Here is a 26,095-nt window from a genome sequence, read left to right on the forward strand (position 1 = left end):
GGACGTTAAACGCTGGTATCAAAGTACATCTCAACAAACTTCTCGTATAACGCTTCTTCGGTTTCACGTCTGTCAGGGTCGGGTTTTACACAGTCGATCGGGCAGACGGCGACGCAGGTGGGTTGGTCGTAGTGACCAACACATTCTGTGCATTTATCTGGATCGATGACATAAATCTTCGCGCCCATGGTGATGGCTTCGTTCGGACATTCTGGTTCGCACATGTCGCAGTTTATGCATCGATCGTTGATTAATAATGCCATGCTGTAACCTTTACACGGTTACGCTTGCATGAGGTTGGCGGGTGGTTTGTCCTTCCGCTAGATTTCTTAATAAGATACCCATAGACGCCTCGATACCTTGAGGACAAGGAATATAAACCACATGACCACTGCCTTTGGCGACGTCGATAGGGTGACCTTGTTTGTCGTTTAGTTCGCTTAATTGAAAGGTGACATTGCCTTTGGGTGTCATTAGTTCCAAGGAGTCGCCAACACTGAAGCGATTTTTCACTTCGATGGTGAGTGAATCGGCGTTGGTTGCTATGACTTCGCCGACAAACTGCTGTTGCTCACTAATGGAGTTACCCGTTTCATAGTTCTGCAAATCCACATGACGGTGACGTTGTAAAAAGCCATCGGTGTAACCTCGGTTGGCAAGGTTTTCCAAGCTGCTAATGAGGCCTTTATCGAAGCTTTTGCCAGCGACAGCGTCGTTAATGGCTTGGCGGTATATTTGTGCAGTTCTGGCGCAATAGTAAAACGACTTGGTACGGCCTTCGATTTTTAATGAATGCACGCCCATTTTGACCAGACGTTCTACGTGTTGAATGGCGCGTAAGTCTTTTGAGTTCATTATGTAGGTGCCATGCTCGTCTTCAAACGCTGGCATGTATTCGTCTGGACGACCGCGTTCCTGCAGTAAAAAGAGCTGATCACTTGGCTCTTGAATTTGTACGGCAGACGCTTGAGCTTGCAATGAAGCGCCACTGCTGGCGATGATCTGGCCAACGTCATCTTGTGTCGCTTCGTGGGCATTGTATTCCCAGCGACACGCATTGGTGCAAGCACCTTGGTTTGGGTCGCGTTTGTTCATGTAGCCCGATAGCAGGCAGCGACCAGAGTAGGCCATACACAACGCGCCATGAACAAAGACTTCCAACTCCATATCTGGGACTTTTAAGCGAATTTCTTCAATTTCATCTAACGATAGTTCACGCGATAAAATAACGCGGGAAATACCTTGTTGTTGCCAGAATTTGACTGTTGCCCAGTTGACTGCATTGGCTTGTACCGAGAGATGAATTGGTTGATCAGGAAAAGCTTCTCGCACCATCATGATTAGGCCTGGATCAGACATGATGAGCGCGTCTGGTTTGAGGTCAATAACCGGTGCTAAGTCTTGCAAGTAGGTTTTTAATTTTGCATTGTGAGGTGCAATATTGCTCACCACATAGAGCTTTTTGCCCAGCTCGTGTGCTTCATTAATGCCAATGCCAAGTTTTTCCAAATCAAACTCGTTATTGCGCACTCTTAACGAGTAACGTGGTTGTCCTGCGTAAACAGCATCTGCGCCGTAAGCGAATGCATAACGAAGGTTTTTTAACGAACCTGCTGGAGATAATAGCTCTGGTCTAAATACTTCAGGCTTAAAGCTTTCTTGCTGTGACATTTTTTCTTGAGACATAAGGCTCACCGATCGATCAAAACGCGCGGAGTTTACCTGTGTGTTAATTGAACTCAAGTGATGATGGCGGGATTGGTGGCTTAAATAAGGTCTGTTTGATCTAGGTCAAATTTCATCAATTACAGAGAAAAGTTAAAGGTGCCAGATTCCCTTAATAAGCTAAAGGAATCTGACCCTGTTATTGCGTCTTTACTCAGTTAAAAGTCGTACGCGGCTGAGATGTAAACACGACGACGTTCACCGACGAATGATCCTATGTTTTTGGTAAAGCCACTAACAGCATATTCTTTGTCGAATAAGTTTTTGATGTTTAGCTGGAACTTCCAATCTTCATATCGAGTTTGCCAAGACATATCATAAACCGTATAGGGTTTAACTGTTTGATCATCTCGGTTCTTTTGTTGGCTAACGTAATCTGCGCCAAAAGCAATAGAGGAATCTATGCTCGGGAAGTCGTAGCGACTCCAAAGGCCAAGTTGATGATAAGGCGTGTTAGCAAAATATACGCCATCTGCAGCTTCTTTCACCTTCACATCGTTGTAAGCATAACTGACATTGGCAACCCAGCGAGATGTGATATCTGCTAGTACATCCAGTTCCATACCTTGGCTACGTATTTTACCAATAGATACTAAGTAATTATCATCGCCAGGGTCGTCTTGTAGAATATTTTCACGATTGATGTGGTATGCAGCAAGGTTGACATTGAGCTTATTGTTGAGCCAGTAGCTGCGTATCCCCACTTCGATTTGTTGACTTTTTTCTGGATCAAACAAACTGCCATCTGCCGATTTTTGTTGGTCTACAGCGCCTTGAGGTACGAAACCTGTCGAGAAAGAAGTGTAAGGTTTCCAGTTGTCATTGATTCGATAGGTCGCACCTAAGCGAGTAGAGTAGCCTGTGTCCTTGTAGTTTGCTTTTGTAGTCCCTGTTTTTATCTTGTAGCCATCGTATTTTTCTTCAATCCGATCAATACGAGCGCCAGCGAGTAAATCTAGTTGATCGGTAACTTTCCATTGGTCTTGAATGTATAAGCCAATTTGATCTGTCGTGGTACTTTCATTTGTTTGGGGAACCATATCGTAGGCACTGGTATCGTCTTGCCCATAAACTGGGTTGCTTAGGCTAAGTTCAGCAACACCTTTAGTCGTTTTATCATATAAAAAATCGTTTTTCTGATGGAAATAATCGCTTCCGACTAACACTGTGTGATCACCTAATTCAGCGATCAGGTTGCCTACCAAGGTGATACCTTCTCGGGAGCGGACTTGGTCACGAAACTCTCGTTTCACTTTATCGCTGTCTGTAGCGTTAAGGCCTTTAGACTCATGATATTTCTGCGTTTCAGTATTGTTGAAGTAGCGAACTGAGAAATTGCTGTCTAGCCATGAGTTTATGCTGTGGTCTAAACGCGTTTGAAAGACTTGCGCGTCTAGCTCTTGGAAATCGGATTTTTCGTTATTATTCCAAGACGTGTCAGCCAAGAAGTTACCATCATCATCGGTTGGAATGCCGCGTAAGCGGGCACCGGAGATGTATTGATGAATGTCTGTGTATTGAACGGTGAGGGTATTGTTTTCATCGATGTCCCAAGCGTAACCAAGATCGATAATTCGGTTTTCTTCTTCGACATTATTACGATAGGAATCTTGACCGTCGGAGTAAATACCAAGACGGTAGCGTTGCGATGCGTCTTCATTGGCTGGGCCAGAGGATTCGATGCTACCACTTAAAAAATCTTTATTGCCAGCGCTGACTTTTAGAGTGTTTTTCTGTTCATACGCCGGCTTTTTAGTCACATAGTTAATGACGCCACCAGGTTCGCCTGCGCCATAGGCTGCACCAGATGGACCTTTAAGGACTTGTATTTGTTCTATGGTAAACAGCTGAGGAATTGAAAAGTCACCAAAAGGGTCGCCTTTCAGACCGTCATAGAGTACTTCGTCTTGGCTAAAGCCTCTTAAGGTCACAGTGGAAACGTTATTTTGCGACATACCTGAAATGGATCGATAAAGATCGGTGATCTGTCGTGCAGCCTGGTCTTCAATCAAAGCCTCAGTAACCACTTGAACAGACTGTGGTGTTTTATCAATGGGAGTTGATGTTCGAGTGGCAAGTGCAGCTTCATCTTCTTTGTAATAAGACAGAGCACGGCCTTGTACCTGAAGTGTTTGAAGTTCTATGTTGGATCCATCCTTAATTTTGTTATCTCCATCATTGAGATAACTGTCTTGTGTGATGTTGTTTGCAGCATTTTCGGCAAAAATCACAGTAGAAAAAACAAGCGCACCACAGGCTTGCATCATCATTAAGGTGGTTCTTAACGTCATAGGAAAACCAAGTTGAATTGAATGAGTTGCGTATAATAGTGTTTATGATATTCATTTTCAAATAGGAGTTGATTTACAAAAGATTCAAAATGCAGAGTTAATCGCTATTAACGTTAATACTATATTAGGGAGAGAGATAAGGTAGAAGGTGAATTATTAAAAAACAGAGGGAAGGCAGAGCGGCTTTGCATACAAAAGCCGCTCTGCTTGAAGACTAGGCTTTTTCAGCAGCGAGTTTTGACGCTTTAATGTAGCCTTGTATGGTGTCTTTTAGTTGAAGGCGTTGTTTCTTTAACTTTTCTTCTTCAATCGTAGTAGCCGGGATAATTTCCTGCTCCATTTTTTCCACTTCTTTTGTTAAGTGGTTATATTCATCATAGAGCTTTTTAAAATGTGCATCATCCATTTTTAGCTGGTGGATGTCTTCTTTGTATTCAGGAAATTCGTTTACTAAATTATGGTCTTCAATCGGCATAATTGCCTCCTATACTTGCTAGCTTTCGTTTAAGACTAACCTAGTTAGGTTAGTCTTCTCTTGATGTTGGTCAGGTTTTATTCACTCTTTAAAAAATTAACTAATAAAGAATGTAACCAATTACTTTGCTAAATAGGGATTTCAAACGCTGCTTATACAGTTATGGCCCGTTTATTTCAGTTTTCAATGGAGAGTGTTAAGTCTAGATGACGTTGCACTATATCGTGGGTTTCTTTGCGTCTTTTTGACATTAAAAAGCCGCGATAGAGGTTTCTATCGCGGCTAACTTGGTAAATTTTATTGGTATTAAAGAGCTTCTAAAGATAGGTGACTTAAAAATTCAGTTCTATCCTTGGTTTGCTGCTTTTAGATAGATCCACTTCGGGTGAGCAAAGAAAAACTCGTGAAGACGAAATACCTTCTTTCACCAAATAGTCTTTCAAATGATCGGCACGTTTTTGTGCTAGATTGCTTGCAGTTTCCTTCGTGTCGTTATCGATAGATACTGGTGGTTTTTCAAGGCCTAGATCGAGATAACTCGCAACGCCGCAGGCTTTTAGCTGGCTGTCTTTTTTGTCTTTCATTAAGGCAACAAGTTGCTTTAAAAAGGCATCTTGCGAATCGTTTAACTTGTCATCTTCAGCTTCAAAAATTAAAGGTTCAACACGGATCTTGAGTAGTTGATCACCGGCGAATTGAGCAATGCTAATAACATTGGCGTATGGGACAAAAGTTTGCATCAAGTAGGTGCTTGATGCGCTAAATAGCGCTTTACGCACAGGTAAGAGCAAGAAGTCCTGCCAGCCGAATTCAGGTTTTTCAATATCGCCCGATAGAGGAATATCTAAATCAATATTGTTGTCGCTGTCTTTTAAAACGCTCACGGCGATATTAAGCGGAACAGCACCAGCCTTGATAACGGAGCTGCTTTCTTTGCGTCCGCCAAGGTCGAATTCTCTTAATACAATATGGGAGTTGCCACTCAACACTCCGCTATCTGCGTTGAGTTTTAAGTCTAGATCCAGTTGTCCAGAGTCTATTTGGTAGCCTAAAACATTAGCAATATAGGAGGAATAGGGTGGCAATTCGGCTTCACGAATAACCAAGTCACTTTTTAAGGTGAGTTTATCAGCCAGAGGCCAAATAGTTATGTCACTCTGTAGAGTGGCGTATTTACCATTGCGCGCTTTTAGCGCCAATACTGTGGCTTGGTCTTTTTTCTGCGTATTTAGATTGCGCAATGATAGAGTGTCGATGTCTAAAGAACGTTGCAATGTAGGAGAAATACTCTTGTCTTGCACATAAATACTGGATGCTCCAGTTGTATCGTAGGCATCCAAAATAACGTAATAAGGTGCTTTAAATGCAGGATTTTGTTCTGCATCCTGAGTGTTGCTAACGGCATTTTTAGCGTCTTTTTCTCTTGGAACGTTTGGATTCTTTAGTACAGGCTCAGGCGTATTTTGCTGTTCAACATCGACAAAAACGAGGTTTTGTATACGCTTTTGAGCATCCAATATTAGGCTTACTTTGGCTGAATCCGTAGTGATCTGTTTGATTTTAGCGCCATCTTGAGTAGCTTCAATTTTTTCTACTTTGATACTGCCGATATGGCTTAACGGTGGAAGTGTTTGTTTGTTACCTGCATCCGCAACCAATTCGGAAACCGTTAAATCCATGACGCTTAATTGGGCTAATGAGGCGTCAAAGTCTTTATCTTGCTGAGTAAACGAAAGGCCACTAATGTCGGCATTCTTCCAAGAGGCAATGCGCTTTTTATTCGTCAACATGCTATCCAGTGATTCACTGGTAAAGTTGAGGTTAGTGCCTTTTATTGCTGGAGACTGTTGATTAGTTTGCTTTACATCTAATTGGTCTGCAGTCAGTTTGGCGGCACCTAATGAGAATTGTTTCTCGTCACTTTGTGTCCCTTTCAAGCCTTTAATATCGATAGACAATTGGCTATTTTGAGCTGAAAGTGTGTCGCCATTTTTTTGCAGAGAAAGCGTATTTGATAAATTGAACGTGGCGTAGTCGGCCGTATTTCCGGCTTGTTGTACGGATAGACCATGACTTTGTATTTCCGCAAGTAAAGAGGCGGTAAGAGCTTGATCGTTATCCATAGTAAGAGCGATATCGTTTAATGCAATGTGCAGTTGCTGGTTTTGTACAGCAAGGCTTTCTGATGATAGGGAAAGCTCATTCATGTCCAGTATTGTTGAGGCAGCATTTGCGGTCAGCCCCGACTGTTTATCCTGTTTGACATCGAAAGGCGTGTTAAACGTCAGATTATCAAATTGTACGTTTTGCTCAGCTTGAGCAAAGCTGGATTTTCCTAACTGTAAATCAAGGTTTCCGCTGGCTGCTAATCCAAGCTCATTCTGCTTAATATCAAATGGGGTGTTTAGTGTAAGCATATCAAGCTGGGCTTTTTGCTCTGCCTGAGTAAAGAGCGGCTGCTCTAACTGCACATCTAGTTTTCCACTTGCTGCTAATCCCTGTTTATCACGTTTAACATCGAACGGCGTGTTTAGGGTTAGCTTATCAAACTGTGCGGCTATATCCGCCTGTGCAAAGAATGACTGCGTAGACTGCAGGTTAATAGTTCCAGTCGCGGCCAATTGGTCAGCGGAAACAAAGCGGGCATTGGCTTTTGATATCGATAGTGACGTAGATTTGGTGGAAACTTTGTCTTGTTCGCCTAATGGTAAATTTAGGTTATCAACTTGAGTGTTTAAAGTTAGGTTTTTAACATCAAAAACAGGTGCGCCATTCACTTGCTGTTGTGAAAATTGAAAGCTTCCAGCGAGATCCAATTGGCCTTTACCTTCGTTGTAAGGTGAAGGTAAAAAGTGGCGAAAGCTCTCTATCAGCAAACGCGTATTTTTAATGTTGACGTCTGCGCTCGCTTGTACTGGTGAATAATCAAACTGGCTTTCTAAGGACAGCGTGGTTTCATTGACTAGAGCAGATAAAGCAACCTCGCCTTTCCATGATAGTTCTTGGCCGGATAGATCTTTTATAGATAGATTAGTTAAGACGAATTTATCTAATTCGGCAGGGACGTTTAAGTCTGGTTGACGAGATAGGTTAACTTGGCTGTCAGTGAATGAAAATGAAGGCAGTTTTATTGTCCAAGGCGCACTTGGGTTTTCTGCGGTTTCTTCTGTTGCTTCTGGTTCTTGTTGATCTTCAGGTGTGATGAATTGAGAAGTATTAATACCTGCAATAATCCAGTCTTTCTCGTGCTGGGCAACTACTAAGTTTAAACCTTCAATTTTGGCTTCTGAGATATGAACTGTTTTAGTTAAAAGCGGCCATATTTCGACTTCAAAAATAGCGCGTTTAAGAGTGAGAGTATCTTGGTTTTTGTCATTGATGACGATATTTTTCAAATCAACTTTAGGGGGGAAGAAGTCAATAGACAGCTTGCCAACGGTAACATTTTCGTCTTGCTCTTGAAAATAAGCTATCAAATAGTGCTCTGCTATAAATGGAGCAGCTAGCCACATTGCGCTAGTGAGACCAGTCAGAGCCGCAAATGGATAAAAGACAAAGTGTCGAAAATGTCGGCGTGTCATCATAAAGTGCCTTTCTGCTTTCTCAATAGTAAATAAGTGAATATGGATTAGCTGGTTCTGTCTTTGTCTTCGGTGCTTTTTAATGCTTTTTCTGTTTCTGTTTCTGTTTCTGTTTCTGTTTCTGTTTCTGTTGTGTTTTCTGTGATTAGTGGGCTTTCAGAACGAATAGGCATGCGTAATAAATAGGTGCTTACACAGAGCCCTATGGTGATTAATCCTATGGTTGCCCATAAGCGAGAAACAATAAAGATCGAAATCGCCATACCTGCCCACATAAAAATGATGGCGCGGTTTCTTGCTTTACGAGGAATGCCATCTGAGGATTGCCAGTCGCGTACAATCGGGCCAAAGAATTTGTGTTCCATGAGCCAAGTATGGAATCGTACAGAGGAGCGAGAAAAACACCAAGCAGCGAGTAATACCAGCGGCGTAGTAGGAAGCAAGGGGAGAAAAATACCAATAATGCCAGTGATCAGAGAGAACCACCCCAGCATCAGATATAAGATTCGCTTTCCTTGCATAGTAATGTCCGCTTAATAGGTAAAAAAAGAAAAGTGGGCTTTAATAACTCAAGCCCATTCTCATTATGACGTTATTTTCCTGAATGGAAAATAGCCGCCATACTATCTTCGGCTTCATTTTCAACCAAAGGCCAGCCGCCTAAACGTTTTAAACGGTTAACCATTTCACAAAATAGTTCTGCAGTTTTTTCAGTATCATATTTCGCAGAATGTGCTTCTGAGTTACTAAACGGAATAGAAGCAGCTTCACACGCTTTCGCTAATACGGTTTGCCCAAACACTAATCCAGCGAGACTTGCAGTATCGAAGCTAGAAAATGGGTGAAATGGGTTACGTTTAATGTCGGCTCGTTCAATCGCGGCATTCAAAAAACCGTGGTCAAAAGCTGCATTATGACCAACTAGAATGGCGCGTTTACAGCCGACAGACTTCAGTTCTTTTCGAACTTTACTAAACATTTGATTGAGAGCTTCAGTTTCTGGCATGTCTTGTCTGCCAGGAGCAAAAGGGTCAATGCCAGTAAAGTCCAGCGCCGCTTTTTCAAGGTTTGCACCCTCAAATGGCTTGATCAAAAAGTCCAATGTTTCGTGGATATATAAGTCGCCATTTTCATCCATTCGCAGGATGCTGGCCGCCATTTCTAATAAAGCATCTGTTTTTTGATTAAAGCCTGCGGTTTCTACGTCGATAACAACAGGTAGGAAGCCGCGGAATCTATCTTTGATTTCATGGTTTGACAAAAGAAGGTCCTTAATTCTGCCGCTTGATCAACAGTAACGGTATACAATAGGATCGGATCATAACACATTTGATAATGCTTGAACGAGATGTCTAAATGGGAATTCCCCAACAACTTCTAATTCGTACCACATTTTTATTGGCTATTGGCATGGTATGTACGCAGGCCAATGCCATAACTCATTACCAATCTGGTATTTCGGATTCTGAGTGGCTACTTTCGGGCGATATTTTTTCGTGCAGTTTAACGCACCCCGTGCCGAATTACGGTGAAGGCCACTTTATAAAAGAAGCTGGCGAACCTATGAAATTCATTTTGCAGCCGCAGAACGAAAAACTCGGCCCAGGTCAGGTTTATATTATTTCTCAAGCACCAGATTGGTCGCCAGGTTTAAAGCCAGAAACCTTAGAAATTTTACCTTACCCTGGTTACGGTTTAACGGTTGAAGTAGGTGGACGAGTCGCTGAACGGATGCTAACAAGTTTGGATCGTGGGCGTCATCCTGTTGTCGCAGGAACCGCTTGGGAAAATAATCGTGAAACGATAGAAGTGGGTTTGTCGAATATTAACTTTGCGCCTGCTTACAATGAGTTTAGACGCTGCTTGTCTAGTCTGTTGCCAGTAAATTATGACCAGATTGCCAGAACAGCGGCCTTGTTTCCGACCAATGGCGTGAATCTTACGGATCGAATTAAGGCTCGTCTGGATCTTGTCGCATTGTATGTTTCTTCTGACCCAAGTGTTGAATACATCTACATTGATGGTCACACGGATGTTATAGGTTCTCGCCGAGATAACCGTGAGTTGTCAAAAGTTAGGGCTGAAAAAGTCACCTCTTATCTACTGGAGAAAGGTGTGCCTGCGGGAAAAATTATTTCTCGATATCATGGTGAACGCTATCCTTCCACCACGAATAATACGGCCCAAGGTCGAGAACGTAACCGACGAGTAACGATTCGCTTAGAGAAATCATCTGAGTCGAGTTAATTTATAAATTATTATAGATTTCTGTGATTTGCTAAAAGAGCCTCGTTTTGCCGAATTATATGTGCAAAACGGGGCTTTTTACTTGCTAAGCAAGAATCGAGATCTTACACTTACAGCCCCTTTTTTAAATTTTTTGCGCCGCCATGTTCTGGTTTGAAAGCACTGGTGAGGGAGCGCGAGCTCGTTGAGGAGAATAGAGATAATGTCTGACGTGAAGAAGGTAGTGCTTGCCTATTCTGGCGGCCTGGATACTTCCGTAATCGCGAAGTGGCTTCAAGAAGAGTATAACTGTGAAGTGGTTACCTTTACCGCTGATTTGGGTCAGGGTGAGGAAGTTGAACCAGCTCGTGCTAAAGCTCAAGCGTTGGGTATTAAGGAAATCTACATTGAAGATTTGCGCGAAGAGTTTGTTCGCGACTTCGTTTTCCCAATGTTCCGTGCCAACACTATTTATGAAGGCGAATACCTATTAGGTACGTCTATTGCGCGTCCTCTGATCGCTAAACGTTTGATCGAGATCGCTAATGAAACTGGTGCCGATGCGATTTCTCACGGCGCAACAGGTAAAGGTAACGACCAAGTACGTTTTGAGCTTGGTGCTTACGCATTGAAACCTGGTGTTAAAGTGATTGCTCCTTGGCGTGAATGGGACTTAACGTCTCGTGAAACCCTAATGGCGTACTGTGAAGAGCATAAAATCCCAGTAGATTTTTCTACTAAAAAGAAAAAATCTCCTTACTCTATGGACGCAAACTTACTGCACATTTCTTTTGAAGGTGATCAGTTAGAAGATCCATGGACAGAGCCAGAAGACGACATGTGGCGTTGGTCTGTCTCTCCAGAAAATGCTCCAAACGAACCAACTTACATCGAAATTGGTTACGAAAAAGGCGATCCTATTTCTATCAATGGCGAAGCAATGTCTCCAGCGACTATCTTGGAAACATTAAACAAGGTTGGTGGCGCGAATGGTATTGGTCGTGTTGATATCGTAGAAAACCGTTTTGTTGGTATGAAAGCCCGTGGTTGTTATGAAACACCTGGTGGCACCATCATGATGAAAGCACACCGTGCGATTGAGTCTATTACCCTAGACCGCGAAGCGGCGCATTTGAAAGATGAGATGATGCCTCGTTACGCTAAGTTGATATACAACGGCTTCTGGTGGTCAGAAGAGCGTCGTATGATGCAAGCTTTGATCGACACATCACAAAAATACGTTAGCGGTACAGTTCGTCTGAAATTGTACAAAGGTAACGTAAGTGTTGTTGGTCGTCAGTCTGAAAACAGCTTGTTCGACAGCAAAATTGCTACTTTTGAAGATGATGCTGGCGCTTACGATCAGAAAGATGCAGCAGGCTTTATTAAGCTAAACGCACTACGTATGCGTATTGCCGCTCAGAAAGGTCGTGGTTTTCTAGATAACGACAAGTAACCACTTGTTGATTTAGAAAAATAAGCTTTCAAAAAACGCTCCATTCTTGCAGAATTGGAGCGTTTTTTATTTTTGTACACTTGGTCAGTATTCGCTGGTTAATTGACATAGCATGTCGCTTTGCAGAATGAGCAGTAGAATAAAATGTGCCGATACGATGCACGCTGATCTGAAGGAAGAGAATTATGACAATTTATAACTTTGGTTCGATTAACCTCGACCACCTTTATCAGCTAGATCATTTTGTCCGCCCCGGCGAGACCATGGCTTCTAATAGCTATCAGTGTTTGTTAGGTGGCAAAGGAGCAAACCAATCTGTTGCACTTGCTAAAGCGGGCGCTAACGTAAAGCATGTCGGTGCGATTCATCACAGTGATCAAGCTGTTATTGATCAGTTAGAATCCCTTGGTGTGGATACAGGGCTGATAAAGCGAATTGATGTGCCAACGGGTCATGCGATTATTCAGCTAACCAAAGAAGCGGAAAACTCGATCATTCTATACCAAGGCGCGAACCATGCGCTGACGGAAGAACAAGTTGATCAAGTATTATCACAGGCAAACGCTGGTGATTGGGTGTTGCTGCAAAACGAAACGAACCTTATCGAATACATCATGCGCAAAGCGCAAGAGAATAAAGTTAAGGTCGCGTTTAACCCAGCACCAATGGACGCTGAATTGACCAAAAAAGTACTTGGTTTTGTTGACCTATTAATCGTTAACGAAGTTGAAGCCATGGATTTAATTGGCACAACGGACATAGACAGCACCATCGTTGCTTTCCCTAAAGCTTACCCTGAACTGGCCGTGTTAATGACCCTTGGCAAAGCGGGTGTGTGCTACTTTACTGGAAAAGAGAGCGATCAAGAGAACAATTATGAAGGTGGTTTGTCAGTAAAGGCATTTTCTGTTGAAGCGGTTGATACCACGGCAGCTGGCGATACGTTTATTGGCTTTTGCCTAGCTTCACTAATGAATGGTGAAGACATGACGCAGGCGATCACTCGTGCCTGTGCTGCATCTGCTATTTGCGTTACTCGTTTAGGCGCTGCGTCATCTATACCAACACAAGATGAAGTGACGGCCTTTCTTGCCAAAAACAGTTAGCCAAAAACAGTTAGCCAAAAATGTATAGTTAAAAGAGGAAGTGAAACATGGCTCGTAAAATTATTATTGATACAGATCCAGGTATAGACGATGCAATGGCGATCTTCTTCGCCTTTCAAGCACCACAGCTTGATGTATTAGGTCTAACAACAACGTTTGGTAATGTGTCTGTGGATTTGGCAACACAAAATGCCATCACATTGACTGAGATTGCTAAGGTAAATGTACCGGTTGCCAAAGGCGTAGCTGTACCAAGCAAGATTGCACCTCGTCCACATCCTGATTTTGTACACGGCAAAGATGGCTTTGGTAATATTGATTGGCCAGCACCAAAAGGTAAGGCAATCGAGAAAAGCGCAGCGCAGTTTATTGTTGATACTGTGCGTGAATTCCCAGGTGAAGTAACCATTATCGCTCTTGGGCCTTTAGGTAACTTGGCAAAAGCTTTAGAGCTTGATCCAGAAGTGGCGAACTTGGTTGATGAAGTTGTGCTGATGGGTGGAACTGCGATTGAATATGGTAACGTATCGCCTGTGGCAGAAGCGAATATCATGAATGACCCACATGCTGCGGATCTTGTTTTTACAGCTGCTTGGCAAGTTACCATGATTGGCCTAGATGTCACTCATCAGGTGTTATTAGACAATTCAGTATTAGAGCGTATTAAGAAAGCCAACCCGACTGAAGGTGGTTTCTTGTATGATTGTGCTCAACATTATATTAATTTCTATAGCAGCCGCTTTGATATGGATGGTTGTTATTTCCATGATGCATCAACTATTGCTTATGTTATGGATCCGAGCATTTTTGGCGTAGAGCTTGGCGCTGTTCGTGTTGCGTGTGAAGGTATCGGCATTGGGCAAACTATTTTTGCACCACAAGGCATGAGCTTCCCTGAACCGCATTGGAACGATGTACCGATGACACAAGTTTGTATGGAAGTGGACAGTAAAAAATTATTAACCTTGTTTGAGACAACATTGTCTTAAAACGTTAGAATGGCACAATCAAACTCGAAGGCATGGTAAGTAACTTCCATGCCTTTTTTATTTATAAAGAGAAAAATATGAAATTATTAGTAAGAAACCTTGCCCGTAACACCACAGAAGACGAATTGAGAAGTTTGTTTGCCGTTCACGGTACTTTGCAATCTTGTACTATCGTGATGGACAAAGAAACAGGTGAATCGAAAGGCTTTGCGTTTGTTGAAATGCCAAAAGTAGGTGAAGCGAAAGTAGCAATCAAAACGCTAAACGGTATGGACGTTGATGGCTCTAAAATTCGCGTTAAAAAAGCAGAAGATACCGCTAAAAAAGATGAAAGCGACGCTGAATAAATAATCGTAAATCTTTATTCATCAGAATGAATAAAGAGAAGAACGACCCGCTTTCCTAGCTTATCTTTATTATGAGCTAGGAATGAGCGTCGGCGAACTCTTTGATAAAGTCCACGTCTTTGCTTGAAATAGTGTGATAGGTAAGTTTTATATAATGCTTATTATGCTCGTTAAAAACATCCAGTTGTGGGTCGCATAATGCTTTTATTGTGGCCGTTTTCCCTTCATGAATTGCCTTTAGTTCTAGCTTCACCATTTTTGATCCTTGCAAACCGTCGGGCGCTTCCACTTCTATCATTTGTGTAGATATGTGTGTGCAATGGATCGGCATAACAACGCCATTGGTTAAATATAGAGAACCTGTCCAAAAACAGCGAACATAAGGCGAATGTGAAATAGACATTGGTTTATCCTTTACTGGGTGAAGATCCAAGGTCATTGATGACTCTTCTAGGACAGCCATTATAGTGCAAGAGTGCTGAGAAGTGATAGCTAGAAAAAATTGATATGAATCAAGATGTTGCTGAGTACTTATTAGCAACATCTTGATTGGAGAGAAGTATTGCGAAGGCAGCAAGTGCCTTTTAGCTTTGTTGCTTAATAGTCTCACCTAGGGCATTAATTAGACTGTCAATTTCGGACTGTTCTGTTGTAAATGGTGGTGCTAATTGAATGGTGTCGGCACCATAACGAACGTAGTAGCCTTTGTCCCACATTGCCATAGCAATTTGGAACGGGCGTTTAGCTGGTTCGCCATCTATTGGAGCAATGGTAATACCCGCCGCAAAACCGTAGTTACGAATGTCAGTGATCATCGAGCTGGCGTCTTTTAGCTGATGAACGCTATTTTCCCATGCTGGACTCATACTGCTAACTCGTTCAATCAAACCTTGTTTCTTGATCTCTGCAAGGGAGGCTAATCCAGCCGCGCAAGCAATTGGGTGAGCTGAATAGGTGTAACCATGAGGGATTTCTAGCATGTATTCCGCACCACCGTTATCCATGAAGGTGTCGTAGATCTCTTGTTTAAAGGCGACAGCGCCCATTGGAATAACACCATTAGTAACCTGTTTTGCCATGGTAATCACGTCAGGCGTCACACCGAAGGCTTCTGCGCCGGTTTTTGCGCCCATACGACCAAAAGCGGTAATAACTTCATCAAAGATCAATAAAATATTGTGCTGATCACAGATTTCTCTCAAACGCTGCAAATAACCTTGTGGTGGAACGATGACACCAGCCGAGCCCGACATAGGTTCAACAATCACCGCAGCAATGTTCGATGCATCATGCATCATGATTAGATTTAGCAGATCATCCGCGCGCTCTTTGCCTTGTTCAGCCATGCCTTTTGAAAATTCGCTACCCGGCACTTGAGTATGAGGTAGGTGGTAGGATTCTAAGCCTTGACCATAAAGCGTACGGTTCGCAGGAATTCCGCCGACGCTAAAGCCTGAAATCCCCGCCCCATGATAACCCTTAGCACGGCCGATAAATTTAGTCTTCGTCCCCATGCCTTTTTTACGCCAATAAGCACGCGCAACTTTTAACGCAGTATCGACAGATTCAGAACCAGAACCTGTGAAGAAAATACGGTTTAATCCAGCAGGCATAAACTCGGTAATTTGCTCGGCTAACAAGAAAGACTTCTCGTGACCGAATTGAAAGGCAGGGGAGTAATCCAGTGTTTTGACTTGCTGAGCCACGGCTTCATTAATCGCAGGAACACTATGACCCAAACCACAAGTCCATAACCCAGACAAACCGTCAAAAATCTTTCTGCCATCACTGTCGGTGTAATATTTTCCTGCGGCCGAGGTGATGATGCGAGGATCTTTTTTAAACTGACGATTGCCCGTGTAGGCCATCCAATGTGCGTCAAGTTGAGCTTGGGTTAAACGGTGACTCATAGCATTCTCCCTCTATAAAGTGAAATATCAATAGACTAAGAATGCCGAGCTAGAAAGGTTTAATAAATGTGATGTTATTTAATTTTAGGTTAGCCTTTAGTTAACTAAGAAAAGTAGGAAAGTTAAGTGGAGGTCTTGTCTTTAAATTCACACAGGTCTTCAATAATACATGCATCGCACTTAGGCTTGCGAGCGACACAGATGTAACGACCGTGAAGTATCATCCAGTGGTGAGCATCCAAAAGAAATTCCTTCGGAACAAACTTTAACAGCTTCATTTCCACTTCTAGGACGTTTTTGCCTGGCGCTACTTTTGTCCGATTACCAAAGCGAAAAATATGCGTGTCGACTGCCATCGCGACTTGGCGAAAAGCAGTGTTCAATACCACGTTAGCGGTTTTGCGGCCAACACCGGGGAGCGCTTCGAGTTCTTCGCGAGTTTCAGGTACGACGCTGTTGTGTTTTTCGATCAGAATTTTGCAGGTCTTGATGGCATTTTCGGCTTTGGCGTTAAATAGGCCAATGGTTTTGATATGGCTTTTTAGACCATCAACGCCAAGCGCCAACATAGTTTCTGGCGTATTGGCGACAGGGAAAAGTTTTCGTGTGGCTTTGTTGACGCTTACGTCAGTGGCTTGCGCAGAAAACAACACCGCAATCAAAAGTTCAAAGGGCGAGCTGTATTCCAACTCGGTTACGGGATTTGGGTTTTCAGCTCGTAAGCGAGAAAAAATCTCGTAGCGTTTCTCTTTGTTCAAAATAAATAGCCTTTGTTCACTTAAAGAGCCTGTGGGATAAAAGTTAGCTTACTTGCCCTGTCACGCGAACACGTTTCGAAGCACTTGGGCCGTCTTTGGCTTTTTGTGTTGCGACACGTTTTTTCTCGCGTTCGTCTAGGTAGTTTTTACCTGCGATCAATAAGCCTAAACCAATAAACGCACCCGGTGGTAATACGGCAAACAATACATTTGGGTAGTTGTTAAAGATAACGATTTTCCAATGAATTGCCATGTCGCCGAACAACAACTGCATATCTGAAAACAATGTGCCTTGTCCGATTAGCTCACGCATTGCGCCCAAGGTAACAAGGATAAACATGAAGCCCAAACCCATCATAAATCCATCTAGTGCCGAAGGCAGCACTGGGTTGCGGCTGGCAAAGGCATCAGCGCGGCCAAGGATTGCGCAGTTGGTTACGATAAGCGGGATGAAAATCCCCAAAATTTGATAAAGCTCGTAGGTATAAGCCTGCATTATCAGTTCGATACAGGTGGTAAACGAGGCGATAATCATCACAAATGCAGGTAGACGAACCGCATCGGCAACATAGTTACGAATCAAGGAAACCGCAATGTTGGAACCCATCAAAACGACCATGGTTGCTAGTCCAAGGCCCAAGGCATTCACCACTGTGCTGGTTACCGCCAGCATAGGACATAAGCCGAGCAACTGAACTAGTGCGGGGTTGTTTTTCCAAATACCGTTGTAAATAATTTCTGCGTAATTGGCACTTGGCTTACTCTCGTCTTGAGTAGCGTCAGTTGTTGCAGTTTCTGCGCTCATTTTCATTTGGCTATCCTAATACGCTAGCAGCGTATCTTTGTGTTGATCAAAATAAATAAGAGTATTTTTTACGGCGCGAACGACGGCGCGAGGTGTGATAGTTGCACCGGTAAACTGGTCAAAATCCCCACCGTCTTTTTTCACGCCCCAGCCTTTTAGGCTGGGATTTTCTAAAGACTTGTTGGCGAAGTTTAAAATCCATTTGGACTTTTTAAGATCAACCTTGTCGCCAAGCCCAGGTGTTTCTTTATGGCTGATGACTCGGCTGCCTGTGACTACGCCGTTTTTGTCAATGGCAACGAGCATGTCTAAATTACCGTTATAGCCGCGTGGTGCGATGGTCTCGAAAATGATGCCAGAGACTTCGCCATTTTTACGAGCGATATGAATCTTAATGCCTTCTTCGCTTCCCAATAAAGGATCTGCTGGCAGAATGGCGGTGTCTTTGGTTAAGTCGTTATCGTACAAATTGGCTGGCAAAATTTCGTTAAATGCAGAAATTTGCGCATCCAAAATATTGTTCTTAATAGTGTGATCTGTCAGCTGGTGAGTGATGGCAATGAGGCCAGCCGTCAGCACCGCGAAGATAGCTAGACCAAGACTGTTACGGCGAATAGAGGCGAACAATTCCATTAGTTATCCTCCCCAACTTTTAAGCCTGTTTTGGCTTTTTTATGACCGTAGGTTCTTGGTTGTGTGTAGTAATCGATTAATGGTGCTGCAAAGTTCATTAGCAATACGCCAAACGCCACGCCATCAGGATAACCGCCCCAAGAGCGAATGATGTAAATTAAGATACCAATGCCCGCGCCATAAATCAGCTTGCCACGATTACTGGTGCAAGAAGACACAGGGTCAGTAGCAATAAAGAAGGCACCAAACATGGCTGCGCCAGTGGTTAGGTGGAATAAAGGCGTTGCGGTATTACTTTGATCAAATAAATGAAACGCGCCAGACATTACTAACAAAGCACCTAAAAGTGCCACTGGCGTGTGCCAAGTAATAATACGCAACCAAATCAGAGCAAGACCACCCACAAGGTAAGCCAAGTTCACCCAAAGCCAACTGTTTAGGCTTGGGCCTTGTAGCGCTGCAATGCTGCTAAATGCGGCTTGAGTATCTAATAAATCTTTGTGTTTGAAACCATCTAATGGCGTTGCCATGGTGTAGCTATCGATCACGGGTAAGTGATGGAAAATAGCCTGCAAGCTTTGCATGAAAGACAAGGTCTCGCCTGCTGGAATCATGCCTTGTACGCCAAGCCATTGGCTCATTGGCACAGGAAAAGACACCAGCACAATGGCGTAGCCGACCATGGCAGGGTTGAATGGGTTATTCCCTAAGCCGCCATAAAGCTGTTTGGCAAAGATAATGGCGAAGGCCACTGCTGTCACTGTTACCCACCAAGGCACAACGGGAGGCAGAGCAACGCCTAATAACACAGCGGTTAATAGGGCGCTGTAATCTTTCAAGAAGAACCCGACAGCACGACGACGAATTGCTAAAATAGCCGCTTCACTTAATAGTGCCGTGATGCAGGCAATCATTAGGTTGATTAGTGTGCCCCAGCCAAATAACCAAGTTTGCACCACGATGCCAGGAATGGTCGCTAAAATGACCATCTGCATCACCCAAGAGGTGCGACGTCCTGCACGTTGAGTGTGGGGGGAGGTGATCCTCAATAATGCCATTTAACGATTCTCTTGCATGTTGGTTTGCGAATGAATAAGTTTTTCTAACAAGGTCTCAGCACTGTTTAGACGTTGTTCTGTGGACGCAATCTCTTGTTTAATGCTGTCCGCTTCTTCCGGAGTGCTTTCTAAACGCTTATTCAGTTTGTTGATTTGCGCTTTGGCCAAGGCAACGGCGATTTTTTCTTTTTTGATCTGATTTGCCAAATCCATTTCTGGTTCAGCTTTGGCCTCACTTTTAGTAACCGCATCCGTTGTTTTCCCTACTGGAGCAGATACTGGTGTGCTTTCTTCTGCTTCAAGAGCTGTGAGCTTTTCTTGCGCTTCGATCAGTTTTTTGGGCCATTCTGATGCTTCTATTTCGCTTTCATCTTTGCCTTGCTCTTTCAGAAGCTGGATGTTTTTCTCAGCTTTCTTAACACCAGCTTTGGCGATGGCAAGATCAATTTTGCGTTTCTTGGCGGCATCAGCATCGACATTTGCGGCGGAAACTGGCGCAGCAGCAGCCGGTACGGTTTGCTCTGTGGCTTGTTCTTTTTCAAGCGTCGCGAGTTTTTCTTGCGCTTCGATCAGTTTTTTAGGCCACTCTGATGCTTCTATTTCGCTTTCGTCTTTGCCTTGCTCTTTCAGAAGCTGGATGTTTTTCTCAGCTTTCTTAACGCCTGCTTTGGCGATGGCAAGATCAATTTTGCGTTTCTTAGCGGCATCAGCATCGGCACTGTTTGGTGCTGCTTCTGTTTTCTGCGAAGCGTCTTGTGGATTGGCCAACGCTTTTTCTAGCTCATCAGCTCGTTGTTGTGCTTCTTGCAACTGCTGGCGAATAGACTCGATTTCTGGTGCTTGAATTTCTTCGGCTTTCTTCAAGGCTTTTTCGACTTTCTTCACTGCGGCTTTGGCAATGGCAGCATCGATTTTTAGCTTTTTCAGTTCATCGCTAATTGCAGCTTTCGGTTCAGGTGTTGCCGCGTTTGAGCTTGGCTGAGGGCTTTCACTTAGCTTGCTTACTGTGTCTTGTGCAGCTTTTAGATCTACTTCAAAAGCGGTGATCTTATCTTTCAATTCCTGATCATCAGGCGTATCAGCAAGTTGCTTTTGCAGTTTCTTCAGTTTAACGCCAATTAGCGCCACATCCACTTTAGCTTTTTTCAGCTCGTCGCTAACCGGAGCAGGGCTTGGCTTAGCTGTAGTTGTTGCCGTTGCTGCGACGGGAGCCTCAGCTGCCGTTTTAGCCAGTTGCTCTTCAAGAGCTGCCAAGGTTTTTTCTTGATCGGTAACCTGAAGTTGTAAGTTATTGATCTCTTCAATGTGTTCGTTTTCTTGCGCTTCAAGCAGTAGCTTCTGTAGCTTTTTCAGTTTTGATTTGCCAATGGCGATATCGACTTTGAGTTTTTTCGATTCGTCGCTGATAGGTGCAGCAGCAGTTGGAGCTACTTTTGCCGGCGCGGCTTTTTTCGCATCCGTGGCTTTGCTTGATGTCGCTTTTTGACGAGCAAGACGCTTCGCTTCTTTTTCAGCCGCTTCTGCGTCTTGACGCGCTTTACGTGCTTCAAAACGTTGTTTGGCTAAGTCGGATTTTACGTTGGCTTCACGAGCTTCACGGATGCTGCTCTTGCTGTGACGGTAATATTGCACCAATGGAATGCTACTTGGGCAAACGTAAGAGCAGGCGCCACATTCTATGCAGTCGAATAGATTGTGGTGTTCGGCTTTTTCGAACTCTTGGCTTTTGCTGAACCACAGTAATTGCTGCGGTAATAAGCTAGCAGGGCAGGCTTGTTCACACATACCGCAACGGATGCAGGCTTGCTCAGGTGCTGGCGCTGGGAGCTCTTTTTTGCTGGCCGCCAAAATGCAGTTACTGGTTTTGACAATCGGTACAGCGGCAGAATCTAAGGTGTAGCCCATCATTGGACCGCCCATGATTAAACGGCTGAGTTTTTTCTGTTCAGAGTCGGCGTAATCCAATAAATGCGCAACTGGTGTGCCAAGTAGCACTTCGACATTTTGCGGATTTTTTAATGCGTCACCGGTCAATGTGGTGAAGCGTGAAATCAAAGGCTTACCCAGTGTGATAGCGTCGTGAACCGCAACGCAGGTACCGACGTTTTGACACAAAATACCGATGTCCGCTGGATATTGTCCGCTTGGGACTTCTTTGCCAGTTAATAGTTGGATTAGTTGTTTTTCGCCACCTGAAGGGTATTTAGTCGGCACAACTGCAAGTTGAATCTTGCTGTTGCGCTTGGTGAGTAGCGATTTTAATGCGGCGATGGCAGTCGGTTTATTGTCTTCAATACCAATGACAACGTTATCGGCTTCCACAAGATGTTGAAGTATCTCTATGCCTAACACCAATTCTAGCGTTTTTTCACGAATCAGCATGTCATCTGCGGTGATGTAAGGTTCGCATTCTGCCGCGTTAATAATGAAATGTGTCAGTGGGTTCTTGTGTGCGCCTTGTAACTTAACTTGAGTTGGAAAGCCTGCGCCGCCCATGCCGATGATGCCCATTTCGGAAAGATAAGCCAGCACGTCAGTTTTGCTGATGTCTTGCCAGTTGCTTAATGGCTCAAGTGTGGTCCATGTTTCATTGCCGTCTGGCGTGAGGATAATACAAAGGTCGCTTAAGCCTGATGGGTGGGCGATAAGGCGCTCTTCAATAGCAGCAATGGTGCCAGAGGTTGGTGCATGTAAAAAGCTGCTTAAAAAGCCATTGTTAATGGCAATGGTTTCGCCTTTTAGTACCTTGTCACCCACTTTTACTAGAGGGCGAGAGCTTTGACCAATATGTTGTCCAAGCGGCAAAATAAGCTCACTCGGTAGGCTTGGTCTGCCCAAAGGTAATTGCAACGATTGCGCTTTGTTTTCCGGTGGATGAATGCCGCCGTGAAAAGAAAAAACGTTTGCTGTTTGCATGTTTACTGCTGACATTAGTGTGCAACCTCCGCTTGGCGGTCGGTGGCAATAATGTTTAACGAGGTTGCCGCGATACCCTGCGGTTTGTCCCAAGACCAAGTTTTCGCTGTCACGCCTACTTCTACCATATCAATACAATCTACAGGACAAGGTTCGACACAAAGGTCGCAGCCTGTGCATTCATCCGCTATGACGGTGTGCATTTGTTTCGCTGCACCTAAAATTGCGTCTACAGGGCAAGCTTGAATGCATTTGGTGCAACCGATGCATTCATCTTCACGAATAACAGCCACACGCTTTGCGCTTTCTGCGCCGTGATCGCCATCCAAAGGTACAGCTTCCACATCCAGTAAGTCGGCTAAGGCTTGGATGGTTGCTTGACCGCCCGGAGGGCAATGGTTAATGGCTTCGCCGTTGGCAATGGCTTCTGCATAAGGGCGGCAACCTGGGTGACCACATTGGCCACACTGAGTTTGTGGAAGTAAGGCGTCAATTTGGTCAACAATCGGATCGCCTTCTACGTGGAAACGCACATTGGCGTAACCCAAAATTGCGCCAAAAATAAGCGATAAAAGAACTAAGATCCCGATAGCGAGTAAAACAGTAAACATCGTCAGGCTCCTAAATCTGCACGAGGGCGGTGAAGCCCATGAAAGCTAGAGCCATAAGGCCTGCGGTAATCATACCGATGGCAGAACCTTTGAAAACAGTCGGTACATCCGCAACGTTAATTCGTTCACGCATGGCAGAGAACAGAATTAATACAAAGGAGAAACCCACCGCAGCACCAAAGCCATAAAGGATAGATTCAACAAAGCCGTTTTGTTTGCTGATGTTTTGCAGCGCCACACCCAAAACCGCGCAGTTTGTCGTGATCAAGGGTAAGAAAATCCCTAATACACGATAAAGCAGAGGGCTGGTTTTATGGACAACCATTTCGGTGAATTGTACAACCACCGCAATCACCAAGATAAATGAAATGGTTTGCAGGTATTCAAGTCCAAACGGCTGAAGTATGTAGGTATAAGTGAGATAGCTACATAGGCTCGACAATGTCAAAACAAAGGTCGTGGCCATTGCCATACCAATAGAGGTTTCTAGTTTCCCAGACACGCCCATGAAAGGGCATAGGCCCAGAAACTGTACCAATACAAAGTTATTAACCAGAATGGTACTGACCAGAATCAGGAGATATTCAGTCATCTCAAATCCAAAACATGTGGTGAATATTGTGTGATTTTAGATACTTTTAGAGAAAAGCATCTGCGAGCGTAACTATACCAATCTGCTTATAACTAACAAGACTAAAGCTTTTGTATTTCTAGTCCGATTTAGTATATAGATAATAAGTTATGCTTATATAAGTTTGGTTTATGTTTCTTTATTAATGCCAATGCTCACCTTATTAAGAATGTTTCTTATTAACTAAGGTGAGCATTGGTTTGTATCGCATTTTTTAGAACTTTACTGAGAAGCCCTGATGCTTGCTTAATAGTCGCTTACATCACGCGTTGGCCAGGTTTCGCGCCTGCATGAGGTTCTAGTAGGTAAATTTCTTCACCACCAGGACCAGCCGCCAATACCATGCCTTCTGACATGCCAAACTTCATTTTGCGTGGTGCAAGGTTAGCAACCATCACCGTGTGTTTGCCTTCTAAGTCTTCTGGTTTATAAGCAGATTTGATACCAGAGAATACAGTGCGAGTTTCGCCACCGATATCTAAAGTCAGTTTTAGCAACTTATTGGCTTTTTCAACGTGCTCTGCTTTGACGATCAAGGCAATACGCAAATCTACTTTCGCGAAGTCATCAAAATTGATTTCCGCTTCGATTGGCTCTTTGCTTAGTTCGGTTTCTGCTTGAGTCGGTTGTGCCGCTTCTTTAGCAGCCGCTTCCGCCGCGGCTTCTACTTTGCCTTCTTCGATAATGGCATCGATTTGCGTTTGCTCAATACGACCCATTAGCGGTTTGAAGGTATTCACCGTACGACCAAACAATAATTCGCTGCGATTGTCCCAGGTTAGCTCTTTGCCTAGGAAAGCTTCAGCATCGGCGACCAAGTTTGGCATGACTGGCTTCAAGTATGTCGCCAAAATAGCGAACATGTTTAAGGCAATAGTACAAACGTCTTGCACTTTCGGTAACGTCGCTTCGTTTTTTGCTAACACCCAAGGTGCTTGCACAGCAATGTACTCGTTTGCCACATCAGCAAGACGCATCACTTCACGAATCGCTTTACCGTATTCACGGCTTTCAAAGTGCTCGGCAATCACTTCGCCCGCATCGATGAAAGATTGGATCATCTCTGCTTCGCTCACATCGATGGCTAATTGACCGTCGAATTTTTTGTTAATGAAGCTCGCTGTACGACTAGCAATGTTAACCACTTTGCCGACTACGTCAGAGTTTACGCGCTGCAAGAAATCACCTAAGTTAAGGTCGATATCATCAACACGAGAATTCAGTTTTGCTGCGTAGTAGTAACGCAAGTATTGTGGGTCCAAATGCTTCAGGTAAGTACGGGCTTTGATAAAGGTACCACGCGACTTCGACATTTTTTCGCCGTCAACCGTTACATAACCATGCGCATTAACCGCGGTTGGTGTGCGGTAGCCAGCACAGTCCAACATTGCAGGCCAGAACAAGGCATGGAAGTTGATGATGTCTTTACCGATGAAGTGATAAAGCTCAGCGTCAGAATCTTTACCCCAGTAATCATCAAATTCTAATCCTTCCGTACGATCACAAAGGTTTTTAAAGCTCGCCATGTAACCAATCGGTGCGTCTAGCCAAACGTAGAAATATTTACCCGGTGCGTCTGGGATTTCAAAACCGAAGTAAGGTGCATCGCGGCTAATGTCCCATTCTTTTAAGCCTGAATCCAACCATTCAGATAGCTTGTTAGCCACTTGGTCTTGCAAGGTGCCGCTGCGCGTCCATTTTGTTAGGAAGTCTTGGAAGTCTGGCAATTTAAAGAAATAGTGTTCAGAGTCTTTTTCAATCGGCGTCGCACCAGAGTAAACAGAGCGAGGATTGATCATTTCCATTGGCGTGTAAGTTGCAGAACATACTTCACAGTTGTCGCCGTATTGATCTTCCGCTTTACACTTAGGACAAGTTCCTTTGATGAAACGATCTGCAAGGAACATTTCTTTCTCTGGGTCATAGGCTTGCACGATAGAGCGAACAGCAATTTTGCCATTATCACGAAGGGCCGTGTAAATGCTGTTTGAGAATTCACGGTTTTCGTCAGAATGCGTAGAGTAGTAGTTGTCGTAACCGATCAAGAAGTCATTAAAGTCAGCCATGTGTTCTTGGCGAACACCCTCGATCAACTCTTCTGAGGTGATGCCATTTTGCGCGGCTTTGATCATAATCGCCGTGCCGTGTGCGTCATCCGCACATACCGCTGTACAAAGATGGCCGCGCATTTTTTGAAAACGCACCCAGATATCTGTTTGGATGTGTTCCAGCATATGCCCCAAATGGATAGAACCATTTGCATAAGGAAGGGCGCTGGTGACTAAAATTTTGCGTTGCGTTTGTGCCATTTTTGATAAGCCTGCTGGATTAAAAAAGGTCGGGTATTCTATCAATAATTAGGTGCAGATGACGAATAAATAAAGCGTCTAAAGGATAGATAATCTAAAAAGGCGTCATTATAAGTCCCAATCTGCCGTGTGCAAGAGCTTGTCTCCTCTCATAGACCTGCTTTTCCGTTTTCTAGGCTTGCTTTTCTGCAATTTGCCCCCAAACTTGGCACAACGTTATAAACTAAACACTCTTTAAGAAATCGTTGCGCGATGTCACGAGCGAAAC

22 protein-coding genes are annotated in these 26,095 nt (G+C 43.9%); 5 read left to right on the plus strand and 17 right to left on the minus strand.

What is annotated here, in order from left to right:
- Positions 1 to 5: 5 nt before the first annotated feature.
- The 7 genes from CCS02_RS00930 to rnt all read right to left on the minus strand — a co-directional run bounded on the left by CCS02_RS00930 (position 6) and on the right by rnt (position 9,333).
- The gene (locus tag CCS02_RS00930) at positions 6 to 263 is read right to left on the minus strand and encodes a YfhL family 4Fe-4S dicluster ferredoxin (RefSeq protein WP_100635319.1); all 258 of its coding nucleotides are present in this window, start codon (positions 261 to 263) and stop codon (positions 6 to 8) included.
- A gap of 10 nt (positions 264 to 273) precedes the next feature.
- Positions 274 to 1,686 carry a prephenate-dependent tRNA uridine(34) hydroxylase TrhP gene (gene trhP / locus CCS02_RS00935; protein WP_100635320.1) on the minus strand — a complete coding sequence of 471 codons (1,413 nt, stop codon included), beginning with the start codon at positions 1,684 to 1,686 and terminating at the stop codon, positions 274 to 276.
- A gap of 197 nt (positions 1,687 to 1,883) precedes the next feature.
- A complete protein-coding gene (locus CCS02_RS00940; RefSeq protein ID WP_100635321.1) occupies positions 1,884 to 4,016 on the minus strand; it encodes a TonB-dependent siderophore receptor in 2,133 nt (710 codons plus the stop codon).
- Positions 4,017 to 4,230: 214 nt separating this feature from the next.
- A complete protein-coding gene (locus CCS02_RS00945; RefSeq protein ID WP_072837849.1) occupies positions 4,231 to 4,491 on the minus strand; it encodes a YdcH family protein in 261 nt (86 codons plus the stop codon).
- 332 nt (positions 4,492 to 4,823) lie between these two features.
- Positions 4,824 to 8,075, minus strand: a complete 3,252-nt coding sequence (locus CCS02_RS00950) for a DUF748 domain-containing protein (RefSeq protein ID WP_100635322.1) — start codon at positions 8,073 to 8,075, stop codon at positions 4,824 to 4,826.
- A 44-nt stretch (positions 8,076 to 8,119) separates the two neighbouring features.
- A complete protein-coding gene (locus CCS02_RS00955) occupies positions 8,120 to 8,593 on the minus strand; it encodes a YbaN family protein (RefSeq protein WP_100635323.1) in 474 nt (157 codons plus the stop codon).
- 71 nt (positions 8,594 to 8,664) lie between these two features.
- Entirely contained in the window at positions 8,665 to 9,333 is a 669-nt protein-coding gene (gene rnt / locus CCS02_RS00960; protein WP_072837852.1) for a ribonuclease T, read from the minus strand.
- 95 nt (positions 9,334 to 9,428) lie between these two features.
- On the opposite strand from rnt, the gene CCS02_RS00965 reads away from it, so the two are divergent.
- From CCS02_RS00965 to CCS02_RS00985, 5 genes are all read left to right on the plus strand, one after another.
- Entirely contained in the window at positions 9,429 to 10,319 is an 891-nt protein-coding gene (locus tag CCS02_RS00965; RefSeq protein WP_100187473.1) for a flagellar protein MotY, read from the plus strand.
- A gap of 202 nt (positions 10,320 to 10,521) precedes the next feature.
- The gene (locus CCS02_RS00970; RefSeq protein WP_072837854.1) at positions 10,522 to 11,754 is read left to right on the plus strand and encodes an argininosuccinate synthase; all 1,233 of its coding nucleotides are present in this window, start codon (positions 10,522 to 10,524) and stop codon (positions 11,752 to 11,754) included.
- A gap of 185 nt (positions 11,755 to 11,939) precedes the next feature.
- Positions 11,940 to 12,860: a ribokinase gene (locus CCS02_RS00975; RefSeq protein WP_100635324.1), complete on the plus strand. Its 921-nt coding sequence runs from the start codon at positions 11,940 to 11,942 to the stop codon at positions 12,858 to 12,860.
- 47 nt (positions 12,861 to 12,907) lie between these two features.
- Positions 12,908 to 13,849: a nucleoside hydrolase gene (locus tag CCS02_RS00980; protein ID WP_072837856.1), complete on the plus strand. Its 942-nt coding sequence runs from the start codon at positions 12,908 to 12,910 to the stop codon at positions 13,847 to 13,849.
- A 77-nt stretch (positions 13,850 to 13,926) separates the two neighbouring features.
- On the plus strand, positions 13,927 to 14,196 hold the full coding sequence (locus CCS02_RS00985) for an RNA recognition motif domain-containing protein (RefSeq protein WP_072837857.1): 270 nt from the start codon (positions 13,927 to 13,929) through the stop codon (positions 14,194 to 14,196).
- Positions 14,197 to 14,272: 76 nt separating this feature from the next.
- Here CCS02_RS00985 and CCS02_RS00990 read toward each other — a convergent pair whose 3' ends face one another.
- From CCS02_RS00990 to metG, 10 genes are all read right to left on the minus strand, one after another.
- Positions 14,273 to 14,599, minus strand: coding sequence for a hypothetical protein (locus CCS02_RS00990; RefSeq protein WP_072838066.1), 327 nt, complete (start codon positions 14,597 to 14,599; stop codon positions 14,273 to 14,275).
- Positions 14,600 to 14,780: 181 nt separating this feature from the next.
- Positions 14,781 to 16,106, minus strand: coding sequence for an aspartate aminotransferase family protein (locus tag CCS02_RS00995; RefSeq protein ID WP_100635325.1), 1,326 nt, complete (start codon positions 16,104 to 16,106; stop codon positions 14,781 to 14,783).
- 122 nt (positions 16,107 to 16,228) lie between these two features.
- On the minus strand, positions 16,229 to 16,864 hold the full coding sequence (gene nth / locus CCS02_RS01000) for an endonuclease III (RefSeq protein WP_100635326.1): 636 nt from the start codon (positions 16,862 to 16,864) through the stop codon (positions 16,229 to 16,231).
- Between the two features lie 43 nt (positions 16,865 to 16,907).
- Complete coding sequence (locus CCS02_RS01005; RefSeq protein ID WP_232728799.1) at positions 16,908 to 17,669, minus strand: electron transport complex subunit E; 762 nt, start codon at positions 17,667 to 17,669, stop codon at positions 16,908 to 16,910.
- A gap of 15 nt (positions 17,670 to 17,684) precedes the next feature.
- Entirely contained in the window at positions 17,685 to 18,302 is a 618-nt protein-coding gene (gene rsxG, locus CCS02_RS01010) for an electron transport complex subunit RsxG (RefSeq protein ID WP_100188684.1), read from the minus strand.
- Complete coding sequence (rsxD, locus tag CCS02_RS01015; protein ID WP_100635327.1) at positions 18,302 to 19,360, minus strand: electron transport complex subunit RsxD; 1,059 nt, start codon at positions 19,358 to 19,360, stop codon at positions 18,302 to 18,304. Before rsxD ends, rsxG begins: the two co-directional genes overlap by 1 nt.
- The gene (gene rsxC, locus CCS02_RS01020) at positions 19,361 to 22,291 is read right to left on the minus strand and encodes an electron transport complex subunit RsxC (RefSeq protein ID WP_232728790.1); all 2,931 of its coding nucleotides are present in this window, start codon (positions 22,289 to 22,291) and stop codon (positions 19,361 to 19,363) included.
- A complete protein-coding gene (gene rsxB, locus CCS02_RS01025; RefSeq protein WP_100187299.1) occupies positions 22,291 to 22,887 on the minus strand; it encodes an electron transport complex subunit RsxB in 597 nt (198 codons plus the stop codon). Before rsxB ends, rsxC begins: the two co-directional genes overlap by 1 nt.
- Positions 22,888 to 22,897: 10 nt before the next feature.
- Positions 22,898 to 23,479, minus strand: coding sequence for an electron transport complex subunit RsxA (rsxA, locus tag CCS02_RS01030; RefSeq protein WP_012069258.1), 582 nt, complete (start codon positions 23,477 to 23,479; stop codon positions 22,898 to 22,900).
- A 296-nt stretch (positions 23,480 to 23,775) separates the two neighbouring features.
- Positions 23,776 to 25,827 carry a methionine--tRNA ligase gene (gene metG / locus CCS02_RS01035; RefSeq protein ID WP_100635328.1) on the minus strand — a complete coding sequence of 684 codons (2,052 nt, stop codon included), beginning with the start codon at positions 25,825 to 25,827 and terminating at the stop codon, positions 23,776 to 23,778.
- Between the last annotated feature and the right edge of the window lie 268 nt (positions 25,828 to 26,095).

The organism is Marinomonas sp. ef1 (genome assembly GCF_002806845.1).
GTDB classification, from domain to species: Bacteria; Pseudomonadota; Gammaproteobacteria; order Pseudomonadales; family Marinomonadaceae; genus Marinomonas; species Marinomonas polaris.